At 70.9% G+C, this 22459-nt stretch carries 21 protein-coding genes and 1 pseudogene; 12 read left to right on the forward strand and 10 right to left on the reverse strand.

All coding sequences use genetic code 11. The annotated features are described in order from the left end of the window. Positions 1-298: 298 nt before the first annotated feature. The 3 genes from STSP_RS13885 to ilvA all read right to left on the reverse strand — a co-directional run bounded on the left by STSP_RS13885 (position 299) and on the right by ilvA (position 3684). A complete protein-coding gene (locus tag STSP_RS13885; protein WP_067276813.1) occupies positions 299-1156 on the reverse strand; it encodes an ABC transporter permease in 858 nt (285 codons plus the stop codon). Continuing rightward, positions 1153-2196 (reverse strand): ATP-binding cassette domain-containing protein, encoded by a 1044-nt coding sequence (locus STSP_RS13890; protein ID WP_067276814.1) that lies wholly within the window; start codon positions 2194-2196, stop codon positions 1153-1155. Before STSP_RS13890 ends, STSP_RS13885 begins: the two co-directional genes overlap by 4 nt. Positions 2197-2454: 258 nt before the next feature. After that, positions 2455-3684 (reverse strand): threonine ammonia-lyase, encoded by a 1230-nt coding sequence (ilvA, locus tag STSP_RS13895; RefSeq protein ID WP_067276817.1) that lies wholly within the window; start codon positions 3682-3684, stop codon positions 2455-2457. A gap of 156 nt (positions 3685-3840) precedes the next feature. Here ilvA and STSP_RS13900 point away from each other — a divergent pair, with 156 nt between their 5' ends. From STSP_RS13900 to STSP_RS13910, 3 genes are all read left to right on the forward strand, one after another. Further along, positions 3841-4341 carry a MarR family winged helix-turn-helix transcriptional regulator gene (locus STSP_RS13900; protein ID WP_067276819.1) on the forward strand — a complete coding sequence of 167 codons (501 nt, stop codon included), beginning with the start codon at positions 3841-3843 and terminating at the stop codon, positions 4339-4341. A 543-nt stretch (positions 4342-4884) separates the two neighbouring features. After that, positions 4885-5466, forward strand: coding sequence for a sigma factor-like helix-turn-helix DNA-binding protein (locus tag STSP_RS13905; RefSeq protein WP_078067156.1), 582 nt, complete (start codon positions 4885-4887; stop codon positions 5464-5466). Further along, the gene (locus tag STSP_RS13910) at positions 5463-5717 is read left to right on the forward strand and encodes a hypothetical protein (RefSeq protein WP_067276821.1); all 255 of its coding nucleotides are present in this window, start codon (positions 5463-5465) and stop codon (positions 5715-5717) included. Before STSP_RS13905 ends, STSP_RS13910 begins: the two co-directional genes overlap by 4 nt. A gap of 36 nt (positions 5718-5753) precedes the next feature. Here STSP_RS13910 and STSP_RS13915 read toward each other — a convergent pair whose 3' ends face one another. After that, a complete protein-coding gene (locus tag STSP_RS13915; protein WP_067276824.1) occupies positions 5754-6908 on the reverse strand; it encodes a cystathionine gamma-synthase in 1155 nt (384 codons plus the stop codon). A gap of 146 nt (positions 6909-7054) precedes the next feature. Between STSP_RS13915 and STSP_RS13920 the strand changes: the two genes are divergently transcribed. From STSP_RS13920 to STSP_RS13945, 8 genes and pseudogenes are all read left to right on the forward strand, one after another. Beyond that, positions 7055-8173 (forward strand): hypothetical protein, encoded by a 1119-nt coding sequence (locus STSP_RS13920; protein WP_067276826.1) that lies wholly within the window; start codon positions 7055-7057, stop codon positions 8171-8173. 127 nt (positions 8174-8300) lie between these two features. Then, positions 8301-9899, forward strand: a complete 1599-nt coding sequence (locus STSP_RS13925) for a M48 family metalloprotease (protein WP_067276828.1) — start codon at positions 8301-8303, stop codon at positions 9897-9899. 87 nt (positions 9900-9986) lie between these two features. Then, positions 9987-11093: a DUF4034 domain-containing protein gene (locus tag STSP_RS13930; RefSeq protein WP_067276830.1), complete on the forward strand. Its 1107-nt coding sequence runs from the start codon at positions 9987-9989 to the stop codon at positions 11091-11093. A 79-nt stretch (positions 11094-11172) separates the two neighbouring features. Then, positions 11173-11841, forward strand: coding sequence for a peptide-methionine (S)-S-oxide reductase MsrA (gene msrA, locus STSP_RS13935; RefSeq protein ID WP_067276833.1), 669 nt, complete (start codon positions 11173-11175; stop codon positions 11839-11841). Next, entirely contained in the window at positions 11834-12172 is a 339-nt protein-coding gene (locus tag STSP_RS37035; RefSeq protein ID WP_157902831.1) for a hypothetical protein, read from the forward strand. Before msrA ends, STSP_RS37035 begins: the two co-directional genes overlap by 8 nt. Positions 12173-12178: 6 nt before the next feature. Continuing rightward, a pseudogene (locus tag STSP_RS40165) lies at positions 12179-12283 on the forward strand (peptide-methionine (S)-S-oxide reductase MsrA); the annotation flags it as partial. A gap of 208 nt (positions 12284-12491) precedes the next feature. Then, positions 12492-12845, forward strand: a complete 354-nt coding sequence (locus STSP_RS13940; RefSeq protein WP_067276836.1) for a DUF6247 family protein — start codon at positions 12492-12494, stop codon at positions 12843-12845. Continuing rightward, entirely contained in the window at positions 12842-13114 is a 273-nt protein-coding gene (locus tag STSP_RS13945) for a hypothetical protein (RefSeq protein WP_067276837.1), read from the forward strand. The genes STSP_RS13940 and STSP_RS13945 overlap by 4 nt, the downstream gene beginning before the upstream one ends. A gap of 70 nt (positions 13115-13184) precedes the next feature. Here STSP_RS13945 and STSP_RS13950 read toward each other — a convergent pair whose 3' ends face one another. The 4 genes from STSP_RS13950 to STSP_RS39150 all read right to left on the reverse strand — a co-directional run bounded on the left by STSP_RS13950 (position 13185) and on the right by STSP_RS39150 (position 19424). Continuing rightward, positions 13185-14975 (reverse strand): ABC transporter ATP-binding protein, encoded by a 1791-nt coding sequence (locus STSP_RS13950; RefSeq protein ID WP_067276838.1) that lies wholly within the window; start codon positions 14973-14975, stop codon positions 13185-13187. Then, entirely contained in the window at positions 14972-16828 is a 1857-nt protein-coding gene (locus STSP_RS13955; RefSeq protein ID WP_067276844.1) for an ABC transporter ATP-binding protein, read from the reverse strand. The genes STSP_RS13950 and STSP_RS13955 overlap by 4 nt, the downstream gene beginning before the upstream one ends. Before the next feature lie 286 nt (positions 16829-17114). Beyond that, complete coding sequence (locus STSP_RS13960; RefSeq protein WP_067276847.1) at positions 17115-18911, reverse strand: S8 family serine peptidase; 1797 nt, start codon at positions 18909-18911, stop codon at positions 17115-17117. Positions 18912-19148: 237 nt separating this feature from the next. Then, positions 19149-19424: a hypothetical protein gene (locus STSP_RS39150; protein WP_157902832.1), complete on the reverse strand. Its 276-nt coding sequence runs from the start codon at positions 19422-19424 to the stop codon at positions 19149-19151. Between STSP_RS39150 and STSP_RS39155 the strand changes: the two genes are divergently transcribed. Then, positions 19419-19679 (forward strand): hypothetical protein, encoded by a 261-nt coding sequence (locus STSP_RS39155; RefSeq protein WP_157902833.1) that lies wholly within the window; start codon positions 19419-19421, stop codon positions 19677-19679. The two genes, STSP_RS39150 and STSP_RS39155, sit on opposite strands and share 6 nt — an antisense overlap. Positions 19680-20691: 1012 nt before the next feature. Here the strand turns inward: STSP_RS39155 and STSP_RS13970 are convergent. Next, positions 20692-21081, reverse strand: coding sequence for a VOC family protein (locus STSP_RS13970; RefSeq protein ID WP_067276853.1), 390 nt, complete (start codon positions 21079-21081; stop codon positions 20692-20694). Between the two features lie 225 nt (positions 21082-21306). Beyond that, positions 21307-22368, reverse strand: coding sequence for an NAD(P)-dependent alcohol dehydrogenase (locus tag STSP_RS13975; protein ID WP_067276855.1), 1062 nt, complete (start codon positions 22366-22368; stop codon positions 21307-21309). Between the last annotated feature and the right edge of the window lie 91 nt (positions 22369-22459).

Here is a 22459-nt window from a genome sequence, read left to right on the forward strand (position 1 = left end):
GGCCGTTCGGGATGGTGCGACTATCCGGCCGTGGATCGTGGACGATGACCTGTGGGCGCTGATCGAGCCCTTGCTGCCGCCGCGCCGCAACCTCCGAGATCTGCTCACTCCTCGGGGAACTTCGCGACACCGATGTGGCAGGCGCGCCAGTGCCACCCCAAGCCACAGCGCCCGCACAAGAGGAGCCCCCCTCCGTGGGGAGGGGGGCTTCGTCAGAGGCCGTTCTCTGCGTGCTCGGTGCGGCGTGCCGGCCAGCCGCAACCTAGCCGACTTTGGCGAACAGGATCCGGCGGAGCCATCAACCGGCCGCCCGGCGGTACTTGCGGACCGCGAGCGTACGGAAGAACAGGATGATCACGACCGACCAGATCAGCGAGGCCCAAACTGGGTGCTGCATGGGCCAGGCGTCGGGCGTCTGGAAGCCCGGGGGAAGGTTGCCGAACAGCTCGCGGCACGCCTGCACGGTGGCGCTGAACGGGTTCCACTCCGCGATGTGCCGCAGGAAGGACGGCATCTGGTTCGCGTCCACGAACGCATTCGAGATGAACGTCAGCGGAAACAGCCAGATCAGACCGCCCGAGGTCGCCGCTTCAGGAGTGCGCACGGACAGGCCGATGAGCGCGCCGATCCACGAGAACGCATACCCGAACAGCAGGAGCAGGCCGAATCCGGCGAGCACCTTGCCGAAGTTCTCGTGCGTGCGCCAGCCGACCAGCACGGCGACGACCGCGAGGACGAGCAGGGTCAGCGCCGTCTGTACCAGGTCGGCGAGGGTGCGCCCCGTCAGGACCGCACCGCGCGCCATGGGCAGGGAGCGGAAGCGGTCGATGAGGCCCTTGTGCATGTCGTCGGCGATGCCCGCCCCCGCGCCCGCCGTGGCGAACGTGACGGTCTGGGCGAAGATGCCGGCCATCAGGAATTCGCGGTAGGCCTGGGTGGAGCTGGACGAGCCGACCTGGATCGAGCCGCCGAACACGTAGGTGAACAGCACCACGAACATGACGGGCTGGATCAGCCCAAAAATGAGCATCTCGGGAATCCGGCCCATACGAATCAAATTCCGGCGGGCGATGACCAGGGAGTCCCGGACGGACTGCCCGACACCGCCGACCCCCTTGGGCGCGCTGATCGGTGCGGCATCGGTCACGGCGGTCACTTCGCGGCCTCCTTCTCGGCGTTCTGAGCGTTCTGGGCCTTCTGGGCCCTGCCCGGGGTGGTGGTGCCCTCGCCCTCTTCGCCGTTGTCCCCCACGGCGTCCTCCGCGGCGTGGCCCGTCAGGGAGATGAAGACGTCGTCGAGGGTGGGGCGGCGCAGCCCGATGTCGTCGATGGCGATGCCGCGGGTGTCGAGCTCACGGATGATCTCGGCGAGCAGTTTGGCGCCGCCGGTGACCGGGACAGTCAGCTTGCGCGTGTGGCTCTCGGCCGCCACCTCGCCCTTGCCGAATCCGCGCAGCACCTCCGAGGCGGGCGTGATCTCCTCCGGCTCGTGCACGACGACCTCGACGCGCTCGCCGCCGGTCTGCGCCTTGAGCTGGTCGGCGGTGCCGCGGGCGATGACGCGGCCGTGGTCGACGACGCAGATGTCGTGCGCCAGACGGTCGGCCTCTTCGAGGTACTGCGTGGTGAGCAGCAGCGTCGTACCGCCCGAGACGAGTTCCTCGATGACCTCCCACAGCGCCTGGCGGTTGCGCGGGTCGAGGCCGGTCGTCGGCTCGTCCATGAACATCACGGGCGGCGAGACGACCAGTGCGGCGGCGAGGTCGAGGCGGCGGCGCATGCCTCCGGAGTACGTCTTGGCGGGGCGGTCGGCCGCGTCCGTCAGGTTGAACCGCTCCAGGAGCTCCGCGGCGCGCGCTTTGGCGGCCTTGGCCCTCATCTGGTAGAGCTGGCCGACCATCTGGAGGTTCTCACGGCCCGTCAGATACTCGTCGACGGCGGCGAACTGGCCGGACAGGCCGATGGAGCGCCGCACCTCGTTGGGGTGCTTGAGGACGTCGATGCCCGCGACGACCGCCCGGCCGCTGTCGGGTTGCAGCAGCGTCGTCAGACAGCGCACCGCGGTGGTCTTGCCCGCGCCGTTCGGCCCGAGCAGGCCCAGCACGGTTCCCTCCGGGACATCGAGGTCGACGCCGTCCAGAGCCCTTACGTCGCCGAAGGTCTTCACCAGGCCTTCGGCGTAGATGGCGCCTGGCATATGGGTTCCCCCAGGGGTGTGGGTGATTTTTACGGAAAGCTTGGGTGTGCCCGTTGGTGCTGGGCGAATGGGTCCGTGAGTCACTGCACGGGTGAGCCGAATCGACCGGTAGGCGCGACACCTCGCCCAGCTGTGCGACGAGGGCACACACTATCGCGATACATCGCGTCTGCTCAACCGCTTTTCCAAACCCGGCAACCCTCGGAGAACAGGGCCGCCGCCGTCAACGGATTTTCCGGCTTTCCTCTGTCCCGCCGGTCAGCCGATGACCTGGTATCCCGCCTGCCGCAGTGCCGCGCCCACCTCGGCGCAGTGCTCCGGTCCCTTCGTCTCCAGATGCAGCTCGACCTCCGCCTCCGTGAGCCCGAGCCGGGGATCGGTCCGTACGTGACTCACATCGAGGACGTTAGCGTCGACCACTGACAACACCCCGAGGAGCGTGGCCAGGGCACCGGGACGGTCCGTGAGCCGGAGCCGTACCGCGAGATACCGGCCCGCGGCAGCCATGCCGTGCCGCAGGATCCGCTGCATCAGCAGCGGATCGACGTTGCCGCCGGACAGCAGCGCCACCACCGGCCCCTCGAAGGTCTCCGGACGGCTCAGCAGGGCCGCGACCGGACTCGCGCCGGCCGGCTCGACGACCATCTTGGCCCTCTCCAGGCAGAGCAGCAGCGCGCTGGACAGCTCGTCCTCCGAAACGGTCCGCACCTCGTCCACGTACTGCTCGATGATCCGGAACGGCACGTCGCCCGGCCGCCCCACCTTGATGCCGTCGGCCATCGTCGCCGGGTTCTCCACCGTCACCGGGCGCCCGGCCGCGAGCGAGAGCGGATAGGCGGCCGCGCCCGCCGCCTGGACGCCGACCACCTTCACCTCGGGGCGCAGCGTCTTCACGGCGACGGCGATGCCCGCCGCGAGACCGCCGCCGCCGATGCCGACGACGATCGTCCGCACCTCGGGGCACTGCTCCAGGATCTCCAGGCCGACGGTGCCCTGCCCCGCGATGATGTCCGGGTGGTCGAAGGGGTGGATGAACACGGCGCCCGTCTCGGCCGCGTACTCCTTCGCGGCGGCCAGCGAGTCGTCCACGACCTGCCCGTGCAGCCGCACCTCGGCGCCGTAGTCCCGGGTCGCCGCCACCTTCGGCAGCGGGGCGCCGACCGGCATGAAGACGGTCGAGTGCACGCCCAGCAGGGACGACGCGAGCGCGACGCCCTGCGCGTGGTTGCCGGCGCTCGCCGCGACGACCCCGGCCGCGCGCTCCTCCGGGAGCAGCCCTGCTATCCGCACGTACGCGCCGCGCAGCTTGAACGAGCCCGTGCGCTGCAGGTTCTCGCATTTGAGGTGGACCGGCGCGCCGACCAGACCGGACAGATGTCTACTGCCCTCCATCGGGGTTACCCGGGCCACGCCCGCGAGCATCTTCTGGGCTCCGCGGACGTCGTCGAGGGTGACCGTCGGAAAGGAGTCAGCCGTGCTGTAGCTCATGTCGGTCAGTCTCGCAGCTCACGCCGGGGGCCTCCCAGCATGGACGGGTTTGGCCAGCGCCGGTACGGTCCGTGCCCTAGCCGCGTACTCTGTCCCCCAACCCACCACCCACGCACGAATTGAGCCCCGGCCATGCCCACAACACAGGACTTGTCGATGGACATGACGACCGCCGGAGACGCCGGTCTCCTCGACACACTGCAGCACGAGGTCGCCGTGTTCGCACGCCGCGCCGAACAGACCCGGCTCGGCGGGGTCGGGCAGGTACGCAACTCCATGGACCGCGCCGCGTATCTGCTGCTCAACCGCCTCGACAAAGAAGGCCCGATGGGCGTCAAGGCGCTCGCCGCCAGCATGGGCATCGACTCCTCGACGGTCACCCGGCAGGTGGCTCCGCTCGTCGACACCGGGCTGGTGAAGCGCACGTCGCATCCCGAGGACGGGCGTGCGGTCGTGCTCCAGCTGTCGCCGCGCGGGCACGCCAGGCTCGACGAGGTGCGGTCGTCGCGGCGCGAGCTCATGGCGCAGCTGACGCAGGACTGGGCGCCGGAGGAGCGGGAGACGTTCTGTGCGCTGCTCACTCGCTTCAATACGGCGTTGTCGGCCCGCATGGCGGGCCAGCCGGCCGTTGCCGGGGAGGCCCCGGCGGCCTCCTGAACCGGCCACCATCGGGGCCGCCCTTTTCGGGCGGCCCCCTACGTATACGTATGTATACGTGCGTATACGGCGCGCCGTACGTCGTGGGCTGCGCCCCCGGAAGCTGCGCTGACGCCGTACGCGAGGCACCCGCCGTCGTGGGTTGTGCCCACCCGTTCCGCCTTGCGGAACGATTGCCCACAACGGGACGGGAGCGGCGCGGCCGCCCACAGCAGTCACCGGCCACGGCCGGTGCCGCCCGCGTGCCGAAGGGGACGTGGCGGGATGTGCGCCCGCAGCGGCTGGCGCAACCGTAGGGCTCCCTTCAACGACGTACGGCTCGGCGCCAGACCGAGGACGTACATCCCGGCGCGGCCCCGACCCAACCACCGGCGGTAGGCGCACCGGCACGGACCCGCAGACGCATGGCAGCCCCCGCCACCCACCGGCAGAAGGCGCACCGGCGCAGACCCGCAGGCGCCGTGCCCTTGACCGGCGGTGGCCGTCTGGCCTCATATGAGATCGGGGTTCCGTCCGTGCGGGACCCCGAGGCGGGAGGCGCGCTTGCGACGACGACAGGCGTCCCAGGACGCCCGCCGGGCCCGTGAGTTCGAGACTTTCGTCGCGGGCGCGGCAGGGCGGCTGCTGCATGCCGCCACACTGCTCACCGCGGAGGCGCGCGACGACAACCCACGCGCGCGGGCCCTGTTGACCGCATCCCTCGCGCACACCTACGCCACCTGGGACCGGCTGCGCGGCGAGGACCCGTACGACCGCGCCCGCCAGCAGCTCGCCATCCGCTACGCGCGCGGCGCCTGGCACCGGTACCGCGGCCACAGCGGGCTGCTGGAGCGGCTCGCACCCCAGGAACGGCTGATCCTCGTGCTGCGGATGTACGAGGGCGTGGCCGAGGAGCAGACGGCGGCGCTGCTCGGGCTGCCCGTGGAGCGCGTACGGGCGATCTGCGCACGGGCGATATCGCTGCTGCTGCACCCTCCGCGCGGACCGGCACCTAAGGCGACCGGACCGGACCCAGCCGCCCAACGAGGCCCAGCCGCCCAACCACGCACCGGCCCTGAAGCGGGCGCAGACGCGGGCGCCGCCATGAACGGCGGGTCCACCCGCACAGAGGCGGCACCCTCATGAACCAGTCCCGCCGCAAAGAGGCGACGGTACGGCGGCTCCTGGAGGAGGCGTCACCGCCACCGGTGCCGCAGGAGCTGTACGCGGAAGCGGTGCGCCGCGGCGGCCGGCTGCTGCGCCGCAGGGCGGCGCTGCGCCGCGTCATGTGGCTGTTACTGCTGGCGGCGGCCGTCGCGTTCGTGGTGTGGGCCTCGACAGCCCGGCCCTGGGTGGAGCCGCCGTCGGAGACGACCCCACCGCTCACGGGCTGGTGACCCCGGAGGGGTCGCCGCGTCCGCTTACCGCAGGGCTTACCCCAGGGCCTGCTGCAGATCCGCCAGCAGATCGTCCACGGCCTCGATGCCCACCGACAGCCGTACGAGATCGGCCGGCACCTCGAGGGCCGAGCCGGCGGCCGACGCGTGCGTCATACGCCCAGGGTGCTCGATCAGCGACTCGACACCGCCAAGGGACTCACCGAGCGTGAACAGCTTCGCGCGGTTGCACACCTCGACGGCCGCCTCCTCGCCGCCCTCGACCTGGAACGACACCATGCCACCGAAGGCCCGCATCTGCTTGGCGGCGACCTCGTGACCGGGGTGCTCGGGAAGGCCCGGGTACAGAACGCGCGTCACGCGCGCGTGCCGCGTCAGCATCTCCGCGATCCGCCCGGCGTTCTCGCTGTGCCGGTCCATGCGTACGCCGAGCGTCTTGATGCCGCGCAGCACCAGCCACGAGTCGAAGGGCCCGGCGACCGCGCCCATCGCGTTCTGGTGGTACGCCAGCTCGTCGCCCAGGGCCGCGTCGCTGACGACGAGGGCGCCGCCGACCACGTCCGAGTGGCCGCCCATGTACTTGGTGAGCGAGTGCACGACGACGTCCGCGCCCAGCGCGAGCGGCTGCTGCAGATAGGGCGTCGCGAAGGTGTTGTCGACGATCAGCCGCGCGCCGGCGGACCGCGCGACGTCCGCGACCGCGGCGATGTCGGTGATGCCCAGCAGCGGGTTGGAGGGCGTCTCGACCCAGATCGCCTTCGTACGCGGCGTGATCGCGGCCCGCACCTGGGCCGGGTCGGAGGTGTCCGCCACCGACCACTCGACGCCCCACCGCGAGACGACCTTGGCGAAGAGGCGGAACGTGCCGCCGTACGCGTCGTTGGGGATGACCACGTGGTCGCCGGGCGTCAGCAGCGTGCGCAGCAGGCAGTCCTCGGCGGCCAGCCCGGACGCGAACGCGAGCCCGCGGCTGCCGCCCTCCACGGCGGCGAGGTTCTCCTCGAGGGCGGTCCTGGTGGGGTTCGCGCTGCGGCTGTACTCGTAGCCGCCGCGCAGCCCGCCGACACCGTCCTGCTTGTAGGTGGACACCTGGTAGATCGGCGGGACGACCGCGCCGGTGAGGGGATCCGCGGTGTTGCCCGCGTGGATCGCCACGGTCTCGAAACTGTGCCTGCTGTGCCTGTCGCTCATGGGCACCGAGGGTAGTGCGGGACGGGGGTTTCCGACGTGTTGGCCGGTCCCGGCCGGGGTGGGTGGCGGACCTGCCGGAAGGTTCCCGCACGGGTGGTCGCCGACCCGTTGGCCAATTGTCGTACCCGTCTGGTTCGCTTGGAGGCATGGAGATTCTCTGGGCCCTCTTCGCGCTGCTCATGATCGGGTTCATCGTCGGGCCGGTCATGTACCGCAGGCGCGGCGTGATCCGCCAGGTCGCCCCCGGCTCGCCGGACGCCGCCGACCCGGCGGACTACGGCTTCGTACGGCAGGAGCTGCTGGACATCCGGATGCCGGGGCCCGACCAGGACCTCCTGGACGTACTGGACCTGGTGCAGCGCACGCAGGACTGGCGGGCCGCGTCGCAGCTGCTCGCGGGCACGGAGGCGGACGGCGAGGTGCGCTGGCAGCGGGTCCAGGCGTTCGCGGGAGCGGCCTCGCTGGAGCTGCAGCAGCGGCCCGGCGGCGTCTCCGAACAGCCCGGCGGGCAGTGGCTGCGGGTATGGCGAGCCGAGGCGCCGAAGGACGCGGGCGGCGCCGCGGTGCACGCCGAGTTCCTGGTGCAGCAGGCGTGGCGCACGGCCGCCTCCGGTACGGACGAGTTCCGGATCATCCTCGAGGAGGCGCGGAAGGCGTGCGCGGAGGCGGCCCTGCTCGCCCCCGGCGACCCGATCCCGTACATCATCGAGCTCTCCATCGCCCGCGGACTGGCCTATCCGCAGCAGGAGTTCGAGCAGCTCTGGCTGAAGATCCTGGACCGCGCGCCGTCCCACATGGGGGCGCATCTCGCGGCGCTCCACTACTGGTGCGAGAAGTGGCACGGCTCGCGCGACCTGGCGCACTCCTTCGCGGAGGCCGCGGCGTCCCGCGCCCCGAGCGGCTCGCTGCTCGCGGCCCTGCCGCTCTTCGCGGTGTTCGAGCACCTGCCCGAGGTGGAGCTCGTCCGCGGCTTCTACCAGAGCGAGGTCGTGACCAAGGCCGTCCACGGCGCGCTCTTCGCGGTGCAGGCGGCGCGCCCGGACGACCCGATGCTGTCCCACGTCCGCCATCTGCTGGTCTTCTTCCTTGTCCGCTCGGAGCGCTGGGGGGAGGCCATGAACCAGCTGGTGCACATCGACGGCCACGTGGGCGCCCTGCCCTGGACGCTCTCCGCCGACCCGGCCGCGGACTACGCGGTGTACCGCGCGCTGGCGGTGGCGGGGTACGAGGCGAACGGGGGGAGCCCGGCGACGCTGCTGCGCTGAGCCGGCGACGGGCTCGTTGGATGCACGTAGGACCCGAACACCTTTGCGGCACCGCCCGGCGGTAGGGCATACTCCGGTTCCCCCCACGTCAATTTGCCATGTCCCATTCCGTGGGGAGAACTGCCCGATGGGCGCAACCCTGCGCGCAGTGCGCGCCCTCGTCCTGCTCGCCGGCTTCTATCTGCTCGGCTTCGTCATGCTCGGCGCCCTCGTCGCCGCCGACTGGGCCGCCGCGCAGACCAGCGTCGGCAGCGCCTACGTGAAGATCTGGATCCTCAGCGCGCTCCTGGCGATCCCCATCGTGCAGGGAATGTTCGCCCTCCGCACGCCGAAGGCCGAACCACTGGCCGGCCTGCCCGTCACCGAGCAGCAGGAGCCCGCGCTCTGGGCCGCCGTACGCGCCCTGGCCGAGCAGACGGGCACCCGCGCGCCCGACGAGATTCTCCTCACCGGTGATGTGAACGCGGCCGTGTCCGAGGACGCGACGTTCCTCGGCCTGAAGGCGGGCCGACGCCGCATGTACATCGGCCTCCCCCTGATGACGGGACTGAGCGAACCGCAGCTGCAGGCTGTCCTGGCCCATGAGTTCGGGCACTACACACACCACGACACCCGGCTCTCGGCGATCACCCTGCGCGGCCGCCACCAGGTGATGCGCACGGTCGCCGCCCTGCACGAGCGATCCCGCAAGAAGATCGCCAAGGAACAGGCCAGGCAGGAGAAGAAGAACGCCAAGCGCGTCGCGCGCGGCAAGGAGGCGGCCGAGGTCGGCACCGGGGTGGCGGGCCTGAGTTACCGCCTCGCAGCCAAGCCCTTCCTCTGGTACGGCATCTTCTATCTGCGCGCCTCCCAGGGCGTGGGCCGGCAGCAGGAACTCGCTGCCGACCTGGCCGCCGCGCGCATCGTGGGACGCAACGCCACCGCGTCGGCGCTCCGCGAGATCCCCGTCCTCGACGCCGCCCACGACTTCTACATGCGGTCGTACGCGACCCTCGGCACCGGTGCCGGACTGCTGCCGCCGCCCGGCGAGGTCTTCGGCGGCCTGCGCCACCTCCTCGCCGGACGAGCCGCCGAGCTCGACGAGATGCGCCGCTCCACACCGGACGAGGAACTGTCCCCGTACGACTCCCACCCGCCCATCGCCGAGCGGGTCGCCCGCATCGAGCAACTCCCCCACGACGGACGCACCCTGGCCGGCGCCCGTCCCGCCCTCGCCCTGCTCAGCGACCCCGCCCGCGCCTTCGTCGAGCTGGAGCACGCCACCCTCACCCCCGAGGCCCGGCAACTGCGCCGCGCGGCCGACTGGCCGTGGCTCGTCCACGAGTCGATGCTCTGGCACGCCGACCAGGACGCCGAACCGCTGCGCCGGGCGATCGCCGACGTGCACGGCGGCGACGGCTCACTGGCGTCCTTCCTCGCCGCCGTCGAGGCCGGCCGGCTGTGGCAGGTGGCAGACCGGCTTCCCAAGTCGGAGGAGGCGGGGGCCGCCACGGGCCGCGCCGCCCGCGAGTTCGTACGCCCCCAGCTGCGCGCCCGTCTCTCCCGCCTGGTCGCCGTGGAACTGGTCCGGCTCGGCTGGGCCCACTGGGAGCTGTCCTGGACCGACTCGGCGAAGCTGCGCCTGCCGGACGGCTACGAAGAGTGGCTGAAGTCCGCGCTGGACGCCGCAGTGGCAGACGTACCGGACACGCGGGAACTGCGCCGGCTGCTGACGCCCGCGGGCTGACGTACGCGCACCCGGCCTCACCGGTAGGACCGCAGTCACCGGCACTCGCTCACACCCACTGGCACTCACTGCTCAAGGAAGTCCCCCATGGACCGCATCCTCCCTGTCATCGGGATCCTCGTCGGCGTCTACTTCTGGTACCGCAGACGGAAGGCCTCCGGCGGCGGACGTGTCCGCAACGGAGACCTTGCGAAGGCCGCCGCCCAACTGGGCTTCCTGCCCGCCGAACAGCTCGACACGGAGCGTTACCGCGCCCCCGAGCCGCACACCACGGCCGTCCTCGACGCCGTACGGGCCGGGAACTGGCAGGTGGGCGCCCAGTACCTGGCCGAGGCCGGACGCGACTGGCAGGAGCGCGACCGCCGCTCCAGTCTGCTGGCGCAGGAGGCCGTCAAGGACGACTCCTGGCTGCTGGCCTGGCGCACGGCGTACCCGCAGGATCCCGGCGCGGCCCTCGTCCACGCCGAGTCCCTCATCGACCTCGCCTGGGAGATCCGCGGCAGCGCGCAGGCCAAGCACACGACCCAGGAGCAGTTCGCGGGCTTCCACCGAGTCCTGGACCAGGCGCGCGAGGCCTGTGCGCAGGCCCAGGCGATGGCGGGCGACGACCCCTGCCCGTTCATCGTGGAGCTGCCACTGGCCATGGGCCTCGGCTATCCGCGCGCCGCGTTCGAGGAGATCTGGAACGAGATCGTCAAGCGCGACCCGTACCACCTGGCCGCGCACACCGCCGCGCTCCAGTACTGGTGCGCCAAATGGCGCGGATCGCACGAGCTGGCAGAGTCCTTCGCCCGCACCGCGGCCGCGAAGGGCACCCCCGGCCAGTTGCTGAGCGTGCTCCCGCTGTACGCGTACTTCGAGTACGAAATCGCCCACGACGACCTCGACGAGGACGAGTACTACAAGCGCCCGGAGATCGTCGCGGCGGTCGACGCCGCCCTGGTCGACGTCGCTGCGGCGGCCGCCGCGAATCCCGACGACTGGCGGATCCCCGGGGTCCGCCACATCCTGGCCAGTCTGCTGTTCTGGCAGGACCGCTACGAGGCGGCGGTCGAGCAGTTCCGCCTGGTGGACGGCTACATCGACACGGAGCCCTGGTCGTACGCGGGCGACCGGGACGACATGATCGAGTCCTACGTCCGGGCCCGCGACTACAGCGCGGTGCAGGTGCTGAAGGCGCGCGGCGGAATCTGACACCCGGTCCGCACGTTGAAGGGGGTACCGCCGCACGTCGTGGGGCGGTACCCCCGCCCCCGCCTGCCAGGAGGAAGCCATGCTTTTCGGCCGTACGCCCGTACTCCCCACCCCAGAGCAGGCGCTGCGCGGCCGCCCGGAGCCGGCGTTCACGGTTCCCGAGCGCCACACGGTCCTCGGCAACCCGCTGCTCGGCCCGTACCCCGAGGGCCTGGCGGTCGCCGACTTCGGCCTGGGCTGCTTCTGGGGAGCCGAGCGCAAGTTCTGGCAGACCGACGGCGTCTGGACGACCCTGGTCGGCTACCAGGGCGGCTACACCGAGAACCCCACGTACGAGGAGGTCTGCTCGGGCCTGACGGGCCACACGGAGGCGGTCCGCGTCGTCTTCGACCCCGAGAAGGTCTCGTACGAGCAGCTGCTCAAGGTCTTCTGGGAGTCCCACAACCCCACACAGGGCTTCCGCCAGGGCAACGACGTCGGCACCCAGTACCGCTCCGCGATCTACACCCACACCCCGGCCCAGGCCGCGGCCGCGGAAGCCTCCCGCGACGCGTACCAGAAGGTCCTGACGGCCTCAGGCCACGGCACGATCACCACGGAGCTCCTGCCGTCGGAGGGCCGTCCGTTCTACGCGGCAGAGGCTTACCACCAGCAGTACCTCTCGGACACCAAAAACCCGAACGGGTACTGCGGGCTGGGCGGGACCGGTGTCTCTTGCCCGATCGGCGTGGCCAAGGCAGATGGCTGAACCACTGTCGTTGGAAGCCACGGCGACACTGCGGGCGCTGCTGGCTGGCTCGGATCCGGTGAGCAGCGCCCTGCTGGCCCAGATTCCACACACGCGGGTGGTGGGCAGGTGTGGCTGCGGCTGCGTGACGGTGGATCTGGAAGTGGACCGTACGGCAGCAGATCCTGCGCCACAGCATGACAATCCGACCGTGGACGCCTGGTACGACGCCCCACACTCGGCCGGCGTCATGATCTGCACCGAGGACGGCTACCTCTCGCTTCTGGAGATCTACTCAGTCTCCGACGAGCCGATCACCGCCTGGCCAGACCCCCGCTTCATTGAACGATGAGCAAGAGAGGGGACGCACCAGCAGTACCTCGACAAGAACCCGGCGGGGTACTGCGGGATCGGTGGGACGGGTGTGTCCTGCCCCATCGGCGTGGCGAAGGCCGAAGGCTGACGTCACCGGGTGGCTTCGGAGCAGACGCGCGCAGAGTGCGTTTGCGAGCGGTTGCCGCTCGCCCGCAGAGCCGGCTGCCGAGGCTCGTCCTCAGGCTGGTCCAGGCGGGTAGCTGTATCGCTTCTCCCTCACTCGTTCGGGCGGTGGGAGGGCACCCGTGCCCGATACGCTGACGCGTGGGATCAGAATCGCGCCCATGGGAGCAGCCATGACCACCTCCGCCTCTGGGCAACCGCTCATCCCCCAGCCCCCCGCCACGGTTGCCGCACTGCGGCAGGCCATCAGCCAGATCGCGCCTGCCGCGCTGCCGGCCTTCACCCGGGAGCTGGACCAGGCGGCCGACCAGTCCCGGCAGGGCTCCGATCTGGCACCGCTCCAGCGGTTCATCGCCCAGTGGGCCGTCTACGTCCACATCCAGCGGCAGCCCGACCTGGCAGCAGACCTCCGCCGCTGGGAAGACACCGCCGAATCGGGCGACGCCACCCGGGCACGACAGGCCGCCTCTGAGATCGGACGGATCCTGGACGAAGCCCACGCGGCCATTGGCCTCCCGGCCCGGTGAGCACGGACTGGCACTGGGAGTACGACCCCGACCACGACCACGTGGCGGGCGGCATACCCGCTCACGTGGTGGCGGAAGTGGAACGTCTGGCCGGCCAGCTCGTCGACCTTGCCAGTACGGGCATCGACGTCAGCGACCTCGGCAACGGCCCCCGACCGGGCGGTCTGCGCCGCATGGACGCCGCCGGCGGCTGGTTCTACTTCCTGGTGGCACCGCGTGATCCGCTGATCATCATTGTCCGTATCGTGCCGCCGTTCGACGCGCTGTAGCCCAGGCTTGCCGGGACAGGCGTCTTCTGCCCGGTCGGTGTAGCGAAGGCCGAGGGCTGACCCCCTGCAGTCAGTCGTTGTACGCCGCCTCCTGGATCCCGTACAGGTCCGCGTACCGGCCCCCGTCGACCGCGCTCAGCTCGGCGTGGGTGCCGGACTCGACAAGCCGGCCCCCGTCGAGGACCAGGATCAGGTCTGCGCCCGTCACCGTGGAGAAGCGGTGGGAGACGATCACGGTGATGGCTCCCGTGTGGTCGGCGAGGCGGCGTGCGCGGGACATCTGGCGCTCGAAGATGGCGTGTTCGCTGGGGGCGTCGAGGGATGCGGTGGGCTCGTCGAGTACGAAGAGCAGCGGGTCGTCGCGCATCACCGAACGGGCGAGGGCGACGCGCTGCCACTGGCCCTCGGAGAGGTCGACGCCGCCGAGTTCGCGGCCGAGTTGGGTGTCGAGGCCCTGGGGCAGCCGTTCCACGAGAGTCGAGGCGTCGGCGTCCCGTATCGCGCGCGTGATGCGTTCGCGGTCCGTCAGGTGCGGCAGGTCGCCGAGGCCGACGCCCTCGGCGAAGGTGGTCTCCAGGCGTCCGAAGTCCTGGAACGCGGCGCTGATGCGGGAGCGCCAGTGCGCGGTGTCCAGGTCGGCGAGGTCCACGCCGTCGAGGGTGATGCGGCCCGTGTCCGGTCGGTAGAACTTGGCGAGCAGCTTCACCAGGGTGGTCTTTCCCGATCCGTACTCGCCGACGACGGCCACCACTGTTCCCGCCGGGATGTGGATGCTCACGTCGTCGAGGGCGAGGCGGTCTGTGCCGGGGTAGCGGTAGGAGACGTGGTCGAAGGCGATGCCCTTGTCCAGCCGGGCGGGGGCGAGGGCGGCGCCCGTCGTGCGGGCCGTCTCGGCGGCGGCGTAGTCGCGTAGCCAGAAGTACGACTCGATGGCCGTCCGCGTACCGAGCGTGTTGGCTGTGGATCCGACCACCGCCTGCACGGTCTGCCGCAGGCCGGAGGCGACGGTGACGGCCATCACGACGTCGCCCGCCGTGGCGTTGCCGTGCGCTGCCCCGTACACGACGAGGGCGAGCCCTCCGGCGAACCCGCAGGCGAACACCGCCCAGCCGCCGAACTTCCACCAGGCGGCGCGTACGCGCGCCCGGTAGCGCAGGTGCGCCGCCTCGTCCCAGGCGGCGGCCTGCCTGCGGGCGATCTCCTCGCCGGCGCCCGCCACGCGGATGTCCTTGCCGCTGTCGGCGCGGGTGCCGAGCTGGAAGAGGTGGCGCTGCAGGCGGAACACCTCGGCGGTGGCCGTCTCGGTGTCCACGACCGCCTGCTTGCCGCGGTGGTCGAACCACAGCGGGAGCGCGGCGAACGGCAGCAGGAACAGCAGCCAGGGGCTCACGGTGCCCAGGACCAGGAGGGTCGCGCCCAGTTTCAGTGCCGCCTGGACGGCCAGGACCACGTCCCACAGGCTGGTGCAGAGCCGCCAGGTGTTGTTGCGTGCTCCCTCCAGCCGGTCCAGGAAGTCGGTGCGCTCCAGGTGGTCGAGCCCCTCGATTCCGGCGATCCAGCCGTAGATCCGCGGACGCAGCTCCAGGTCGGTCTCGTCCGCAAGGAGCAGGTACAGGTCCACGATCGTCGCCTGGAACACCGCGGTCGCACCGTGGGAGACAGCCACTCCGCAGGCCCCCACTACGGCCGTGCCCAGCGCTCCGTGGACGCTGCCGTCGATCACCGCCCGCAGCGACAGGGCGATCCCGGCGGCGGCCGCGATGCTCAGGGCGCAGAGACCGAAGAGCGCGGCCGTGGCGCCCGGGGCGCGCCGCCAGCAGATCCTCAGCATCTCGGCCCACAGGGCCAGGTAGCGCCTCACAGCAGTTCCCCCTCCTCGATCGCGTCCTGGTAGCCCTGCTGGAAGCGTTCCGCCTGGATCGCGAACAGCTTCGCGTAACCGCCGCCCTGAGCGATCAGCTCCTCGTGGGTGCCCGACTCGGTGATGCGGCCTCCGTCGAGCAGCACGATCCGGTCGGCCTGGCGCACCGTCGACAGGCGGTGCGAGATGAGTACGACTCCTGCCTCGGCTCGCTGTTCGGCGAGCCGCTGGAACACCTCGAACTCGGTGCGGACGTCCAGGTGGGCGGTGGGTTCGTCGAGTACGAGGAGTTCCGCGCCGGTGCGCAGGGCGTACAGCGCCCGGGTCAGTACGACCTGCTGCCACTGGCCGCCGGAGAGGTCCACGCCGCCGGTGCGCGAGCGTGCCAGCGGCGTGTCCCAGCCGTCGGGGAGGCGGTCGAGGACCGGCCCGAGACCGGCGTCCCGGGCCGCCGCCTCCAGCACCGCCTTGTCCGGTGCGACGCCGGGGCGGCCGAGGGTGACGTTGTCGGCGGCCGAGAGCTCGTACTTGACGAAGTCCTGGAAGACGACGGAGATCCGCTCCCGCCATGCCTGCACCCCGAGCTCGGACATCTCCTGGTTGCCCATCTCCTGGTTGCCACGGACGAGGATGCGCCCGCTGGTCGGCTCGTAGAGGCCGGCGAGCAGTTTGATCAGGGTGGACTTGCCGGCGCCGTTGAGCCCGACGATCGCGAGCAGTTCACCGGGGCGGATCTCCAGGTTCAGTCCGTCGAGTACGGCACGTGTCGTGCCCGGGTAGGTGAAGCCGACATCCTCGAAGCGGACCAGACTTGACGAGCCCGCGTCGGTACGGTCGAGGGCCGCCCCGGGGAGCGGACGCCGGGTGTCCTTGGTGAGGAGCTCGGCCAACTCGTCGTACGCCTTGAGGGACTCCAGCCCCGCCAGCCGGCTCAGGCCGGTGTAACCCAGGTCGATCATCATGAACAGCGAGGCTCCCGCCGTCAGCGCCGCGGTCGCCGTCGCGACCGAGCCGTGCCCGTGCACGGTGAGCGCCGCCACTGCCGTGAACGCGATCAGCAGGGGTGGTACGACCAGCAGAAGGGACCGCGACTGGCCGCGCAGATTGCGCTTCCACACGGCGAACTGGGGCGCGGTGCGGGCCACGTGCTGCCCGTCGAGCCTGCGCACCGCCCAGTCGGCGAGGCCGAAGACCCGCAGGTCCTTGCCCACGCCCGGCGAGGCCAGGGTCTCCTCCCAGCGCTCGACCCGTACCATCACATCGAGTTGGGACCGCCAGAGCCGGATGAACTCCATCCGGCCCCGGTAGCGCAGCCGGGCGTTGAGGAGCGCGGGAATCAGCAGCAACGGCACCAGCCACCAGGCGAACTGAGCGATCACCACGCAGGCGGCGGCCACTCCCACGGCGTCCGCCAGCTGGTCGAGCTGGGCCAGGGCGGCCTGCCCCGGGGTGCGCTGCGAGAACTCGTCGGGGTCGGCCTTGGCCTGCCGGATCAGCCGCTGTGCCTCGGGCTGCTCCAGCAGATCGATGGTCGGGCTGCTCGCCGCCAGGCGGGTCACCGCCGCGCGGTGCGCCCCGTCGATGCGCTGCTGCACCAGATACGCCAGGGGCTCGGTCACAGCCTCCGCGGCGTGGCCCACGAGCAGCACCACGCCGAAGCCCGTCAGGGGTAGCAGCGCGGCACCCATCTCGCCGGTGCCGCCGAGCGCCGTCACCCGGCTCACCAGCAGGGCCAGCACCATGGCGGTGGCCGCCGGAATCAGCCGTTCCGCCAGCCGGATCGCGGCGATGACGACCGCGATCCCTCGTCCGGCCGACCACAGCACACGCAGCAGACGGAGCGTGTCCCCCACGTCCGGTCCTTTCGTACGGGCAGAAATTCCGCCGCGTTGTCCGGCCGCAGCCGCAGCCGCCGCCCAAGCCGCCACCGGCCCAGGAAAGCCAAACAATCCGATGCGCTGAACAGCAAGGGGTCGCTTGCCCCGAAAGTTTCGAATTCAGCGGGTGAGGCGCGTCGCGGGCGGCACGACGGCACGACGGCGAGCGGTACCCCTCCCAGGGTTCTCCGGGGAGGGGCACCGCTCGTATGTCTTTGTTCGGTCTGTATCAGGGCTTATACCTCAACCAGTTGAGTGTGCGTCAGAACGGCGCCGGCCCGTAACCCGCCATGGTGGCAGGCCCGTAACCGGCCATGGACGTCGTGTACGCGGACAGGGTCGGGGCGAGCTGTACTCCGGGGGTCAGGCCGAGGGCGACCAATGCGTCGGGGATGCCGCGGCCGGTGCGGGCGCCCTCGAGGGTGCCGGGGGCGGCCAGGGGGCGGCAGCTCGACGCGATGATGTCGAAGAGGTGCTGCACCCGGACGGGTCCGCGCGGCGGCAGGTCTCCGCGGAAGTCCTCGTGGTGGGCGAGTACGAGGGCGGCGAGCCCGGCGACGTGGGCGGAGGCGGTGCTGGTGCCGTCCAGGGCCGCGTATCCGCCGTGCGGTGAGCACGACAGGACCGCCACACCGGGGGCGGCCACGTCGACCTCCGGTCCTACGCAGCTGAATCGCGCGCCGAACAGGCCTTCGGGGGTCAGGGGCGGGCCCGCGTGGGTGGCCTGTGAGGTGTCGGGCGGGTAGGAGCCGAAGGCGCCCAGCGCGCCGACGGTGAAGACGGTGGGCAGCGAGCCGGGGAAGGCGACCGGGCCGGCCGTGTCGCCCGCGGGGGCGATGCACGCGATGCCGGCGGCGTGGGCGTCGGCGAGTTTCCGCGAGACCAATGCCGACGGGTACGGGGTCGCCACGCCGATGTGGGCGATGTCGACCTCGTTCTCGATGCAGTGGTCGAGCGCCGCGATCAGGTCGCTGAAACAGCCGCCCGGCAGCACCCGGCAGGCCTCGATCTGGGCGTCGACGGCGATGCCGATGACGCCTGTGCCGGAGTCCGCCGCCGCGATGATGCCCGCCGCATGGGTGCCGGTGCCGACCGTGTCGTGGGCCCAGCCGCGATCCGTACCGCCGACGACGTCCGCCCCGGAGCGCACCCGGTCCTTGAGATCGATGTGGTCCGTGGCGATGCCCGAGCCGATGACCGCGATCTTGATGCCGAAGGCGCGGAAGGTGGGCGGCAGCCGGTCGAGGCGCATGGCCTGCTGGCCCCAGCCGTACTGCTGCCGTTCGTCGAGCCCCGGGTACACCTTCGTCAGCGGTGTGAGGGTGACCAGGTTCTCCTCGGTGACCGACAGGTCCGGGCGGTTGATCCAGCGGTCCACGTAGCCGCCGGCGGGACGGACGTACAGGGCCTGGATGGACTGCGGGGTCTCCGTCGCGAGTGTGATGGTGGCCGTTCCGTCGTCGCCGGTGAAGCCCTGGACGGGCCACGACGATCCGATCAGGAACACGCCGGCCCCGGCCAGCGGTTCGCCGTCCGGTCCGCAGACGCGTAGGGAGATCTCCACCGCGTGCTCCAGCGGCACGACCATCCCGGGGTCGCTGAGCGGCAGCACGCCCGCGGTCGCCGTGGGGGCCGGGCCGGTTCCGCCCAGCTGCAGGTCCGGCTCGACGTGGACGTGCACCGACCGCATCGCCGGCACCTGGTCCTCGGCCGCCTCGACCACGGCGATCTCGGGGCAGTTGGGGCGCAGCCCGACCGCCTCGAGTTTCGCCGACGGCTGGAGCCTGCGCACGACTCTGACCTCGGGCATCCGCTCCAGCCGGTCGCAGACCGCGTCCATGCTGAGCTCGGCCACCGCCGGCGGGAGCATGTACTGGGGCAGCGGCGTCACCAGGTACCGCTCACGGCGCGGTCGCACCGACACCGGCGACCTGGCGCCCTTCCTGCCGGGCTCCTCCTCCTTGCCGGCGCGCCCCGGTCCGGCCGCCCCCGCGCCCCCGGGCTCCTTGTCGCTTTCGTTCTCAGGCCTGTTCTTGACCATCACGTCCACCTTCACCACGCCTCTGTCGTTCCCTGTGCTCCTGATCCGGCGAGCCCTGCGCTGCCCTGCGCTCCTGGTCCGGCGAGCCCTGCGCCCCTGATTCGGCGAGCCCTGCGCTCCTGGTCCGCCTCGTCAGCGGGAGGCCCGTCGTGCTCCCGCGGTGATGGGCACGCGTGCTCCCACGTGGCCCGCGCTCCCACGGTGATGCGGTGTGCCCGGACGTCTCCGGGCACACCGCACGCTGCCGCCCAGGCGTCAGCCGATGCCGAACGGCTGCTGCGTCATCTGGCCGAAGCCGAAGCCGGGCTGCTGGTACTGCTGGTACGGCTGCTGCTGGTACGGCTGCTGCTGGCCGAACCCGCCGCCCCACTGCTGGCCCATGCCCTGCTGGCCCATGCCCTGCTGGCCGCCCCACTGCTGACCGATGCCCTGCTGGGACTGCTGGAGCAGCGACACGATCGCCGTCGGCAGCGCCTGCTGCACGGACTGCTCAACGGCCTGCCGGATGCCGCTGTGCAGCGACCGGTGCAACGCGACCGCCAGGTAGGGGTGCGCCTGCTGGGCGAGGCCGGGCTGCTGCTGGAGCTGCTGCTGGATCTGCTGGATCTGCTGGAACGTCTGCTGTACTCGCTGCGCGACCTGCTGCGCAGCCTGCTGACAGGCCTGCTGGACTGCCTGCTGAACCGCCTGCGCGATCTGCTGCTGGCCACCCATCTGCTGGCCGAACTGCTGCTGTTGCAGGGGCTGAGTACCGGTCATTACGGACATGAATCCTCCGCGGGATGAATGTGATGAAAATCCAACACAGAAAAGGCCTCGGACATGAGGTCACGGGTGATCGGCCACGGGCATAAGACCACGGGCGAGCACCCAGCCCGGCAGGCATTTGTCGGATTCTCGGGGCATTTGAACGGTAGATCGAGCCCGGCGGCGCCGCAATCGGACCGACACCTACCGTCACCAGGAAAAGGCACTCGTCCGGATCATCGACGCATCCACCGAACGCCTCACCGGCGGCCGCGGAACCACGTCTATTCGACATGTCGCGACGGATTTGGATCTACGTATCGGGTTCCGCAGCCCGAAACAACTTCGACGAGCCCGAAAGGGCTTAAGCGGATTCCATGGGCCAGAAAGGGCTGTCCCCGACGTCCGCCGGTCCGGCACCGGTTCCATGGGCTCGAAAGTTCATGTCCCCGTCTGCACCTGCTCGACCTGGCCGCAAGGCCGGTCCCCGGTTCCACCTGACGGGCACCGCTCTGGCCGTCGGAACTGGGCAGACCGCCTCGCGCGACGTTCATACCGCCGGCTCTGCTGCCACCCGTCCGGCGGCAGACTCACACCCGCTCGAGCACGCCCGGGCACCGGGCACCGGCGTCGTGTTGCGAGGCGACGCGACGCGTCAGCCGACCGCGATTCCGTCGAGTTGCGAGATTCCGGGATTCCGGCATTCGGGGATTCCGCCGAGGGCGGGGGATTCCGGGATTCTGGGATTCCGGGATCGCGGACTGCTACGGCGGCGGGATCACCGCGGATCATGGAATTCCGCGACGACAGGGGGATATTTGACGGATCATGAAATACCGGATCATGAAAATGTCGCGGATTGAACGAAGTCGGGGCGAACCCGCCTTCTCCCGCGGGACGCTCGGCAAGCCGCGCCCACCGCCGTTTCCGCGCCTATTTCCGGCGGCTCACTGCGAATTTCAGCGGGATCAGGGTGCGCCCGAACCACATGGCCGACAGGCGGCGAGACGAAGGCGAGCGGCACGGCGCCGGCCGTTCCGCCGCCGATGCCTCAGTCGGCGCTTCCGCTGCCGTACGGGCGCGTCAGTATCTCCATGTTGTGCCCGTTCGGGTCGTCGAAGTACGTGCCGCGGCCGCCGTCATTCGCGTTGATCTCGTTGACGCGGCGGTGGTACGGGTCGGCCCAGTACGTGAGTCCCGCGGCGCGGATGCGGGCGAAGATGGCGTCGAAGTCGGCCTCGGAGACGAGGAACGCGTAGTGCTGCGGGGTGATCTCGCCCTCGGCCTCCAGGTAGTCCAGCGTGACGCCGTTGTGCGTGGTGACCGGTATGAACGGGCCGAACGGAGGGCTCGTCTCCAGGCCCAGGAGGTCGGCGAGGAACTGCGCCGACGCCTTCTTGTCGTGCGCGGCGACGATGGTGTGGTTCAGCTCGACGGACATCGTGCAGACCTCCCCAGGTGTCGTGCGGTGACCTTCACCTTCGGCACCTCCCACGCTAGGCAGCCGCCCTCGCCCGTGGCATCCGTCGATCGGCCGAGTTCCGGTCCACCGCTCGCCCTGGGCCCCAGGCCGTAGGGCGCGGCCCAGGCCGTAAGGGGCGCGGCCCGCGCCGTAGGGCCGCGGCCCAAGGCCGTAGGGGCGCCCACGCGAGGGCGCCCCTACGGCTCAGATCGTGGCCGTGTCGATCACGAAGCGGTACCGCACGTCGCTGGCGAGCACCCGCTCGTACGCCTCGTTGATCTGGTCGCCGCGGATCATCTCGATCTCGGCGCCGAAGCCGTGCCCGGCGCAGAAGTCCAGCATCTCCTGGGTCTCGCCGATGCCGCCGATCATGGAACCCGCGAGGGTCTTGCCGCCGCCGATCACCGAGAACAGATTGAGGGAGATCGGCTCCTCGGGAGCGCCCACGTTCACGAGCGCGCCCTCCGTCTTCAGCAGCGTCAGGTAGGCGTTGAAGTCCAGCGGGGCCGACACCGTGGACACGATCAGGTCGAACGTGCCGCGCAGCTCCTCGAAGGTCTTCGGGTCGCTGGTGGCGTAGTAGTGGTCGGCGCCCAGCTTGAGGCCGTCGTCCTTCTTGCGCAGGGACTGCGACAGCACGGTCACCTCGGCGCCGAGCGCGTGCGCGATCTTCACGCCCATGTGGCCGAGGCCGCCCAGGCCGAGGATCGCGACCTTCTTGCCGGGGCCGGCGTTCCAGCGCTTCAGCGGGGAGTAGAGGGTGATGCCGGCGCACAGCAGCGGAGCGGCCACATCGAGCGACAGGCCATCGGGGATGCGGACGACGTAGTTCTCGTCGACGACGATCTTCTGCGAGTAGCCGCCGTAGTTGGGCGTGCCGTCCCGGCCGATGGCGTTGTATGTGGGGCCGAAGCTGCCGTTGAGGCAGTACTGCTCCTGGCCGGCCTTGCAGTTCTCGCACTCACGGCAGGAGTCGACCAGGCAGCCGACGCCCACGCGGTCGCCGACCTGGTACTTGGTGACCCCGGAGCCGACCTCGGAGACGACGCCCGCGATCTCGTGGCCGGGGACCATCGGGAAGATCGCCTCGCCCCAGCCCTCGCGGGCCTGGTGGATGTCCGAGTGGCAGATGCCCGCGAACTTGATGTCGATCAGGACATCGAACTCGCCGACCTGGCGGCGCTCGATGACGGTGCGCTCCAGCGGCGCCTTGGGGGCGGGCGCGGCGTACGCGGGAACGGCGGAAACGGCGGAAGGGGTGGTCATGCCGGATCTCCTCGGAGGGGTGCCGTGCCCGGCTGCCTTTCCGCCGGGCACGACGGCAATCGTGCCGGAAGGCCGCGAAGCCACCCAGACC

It is taken from the genome of Streptomyces jeddahensis, assembly GCF_001642995.1.
Lineage (GTDB): Bacteria > Actinomycetota > Actinomycetes > Streptomycetales > Streptomycetaceae > Streptomyces > Streptomyces jeddahensis.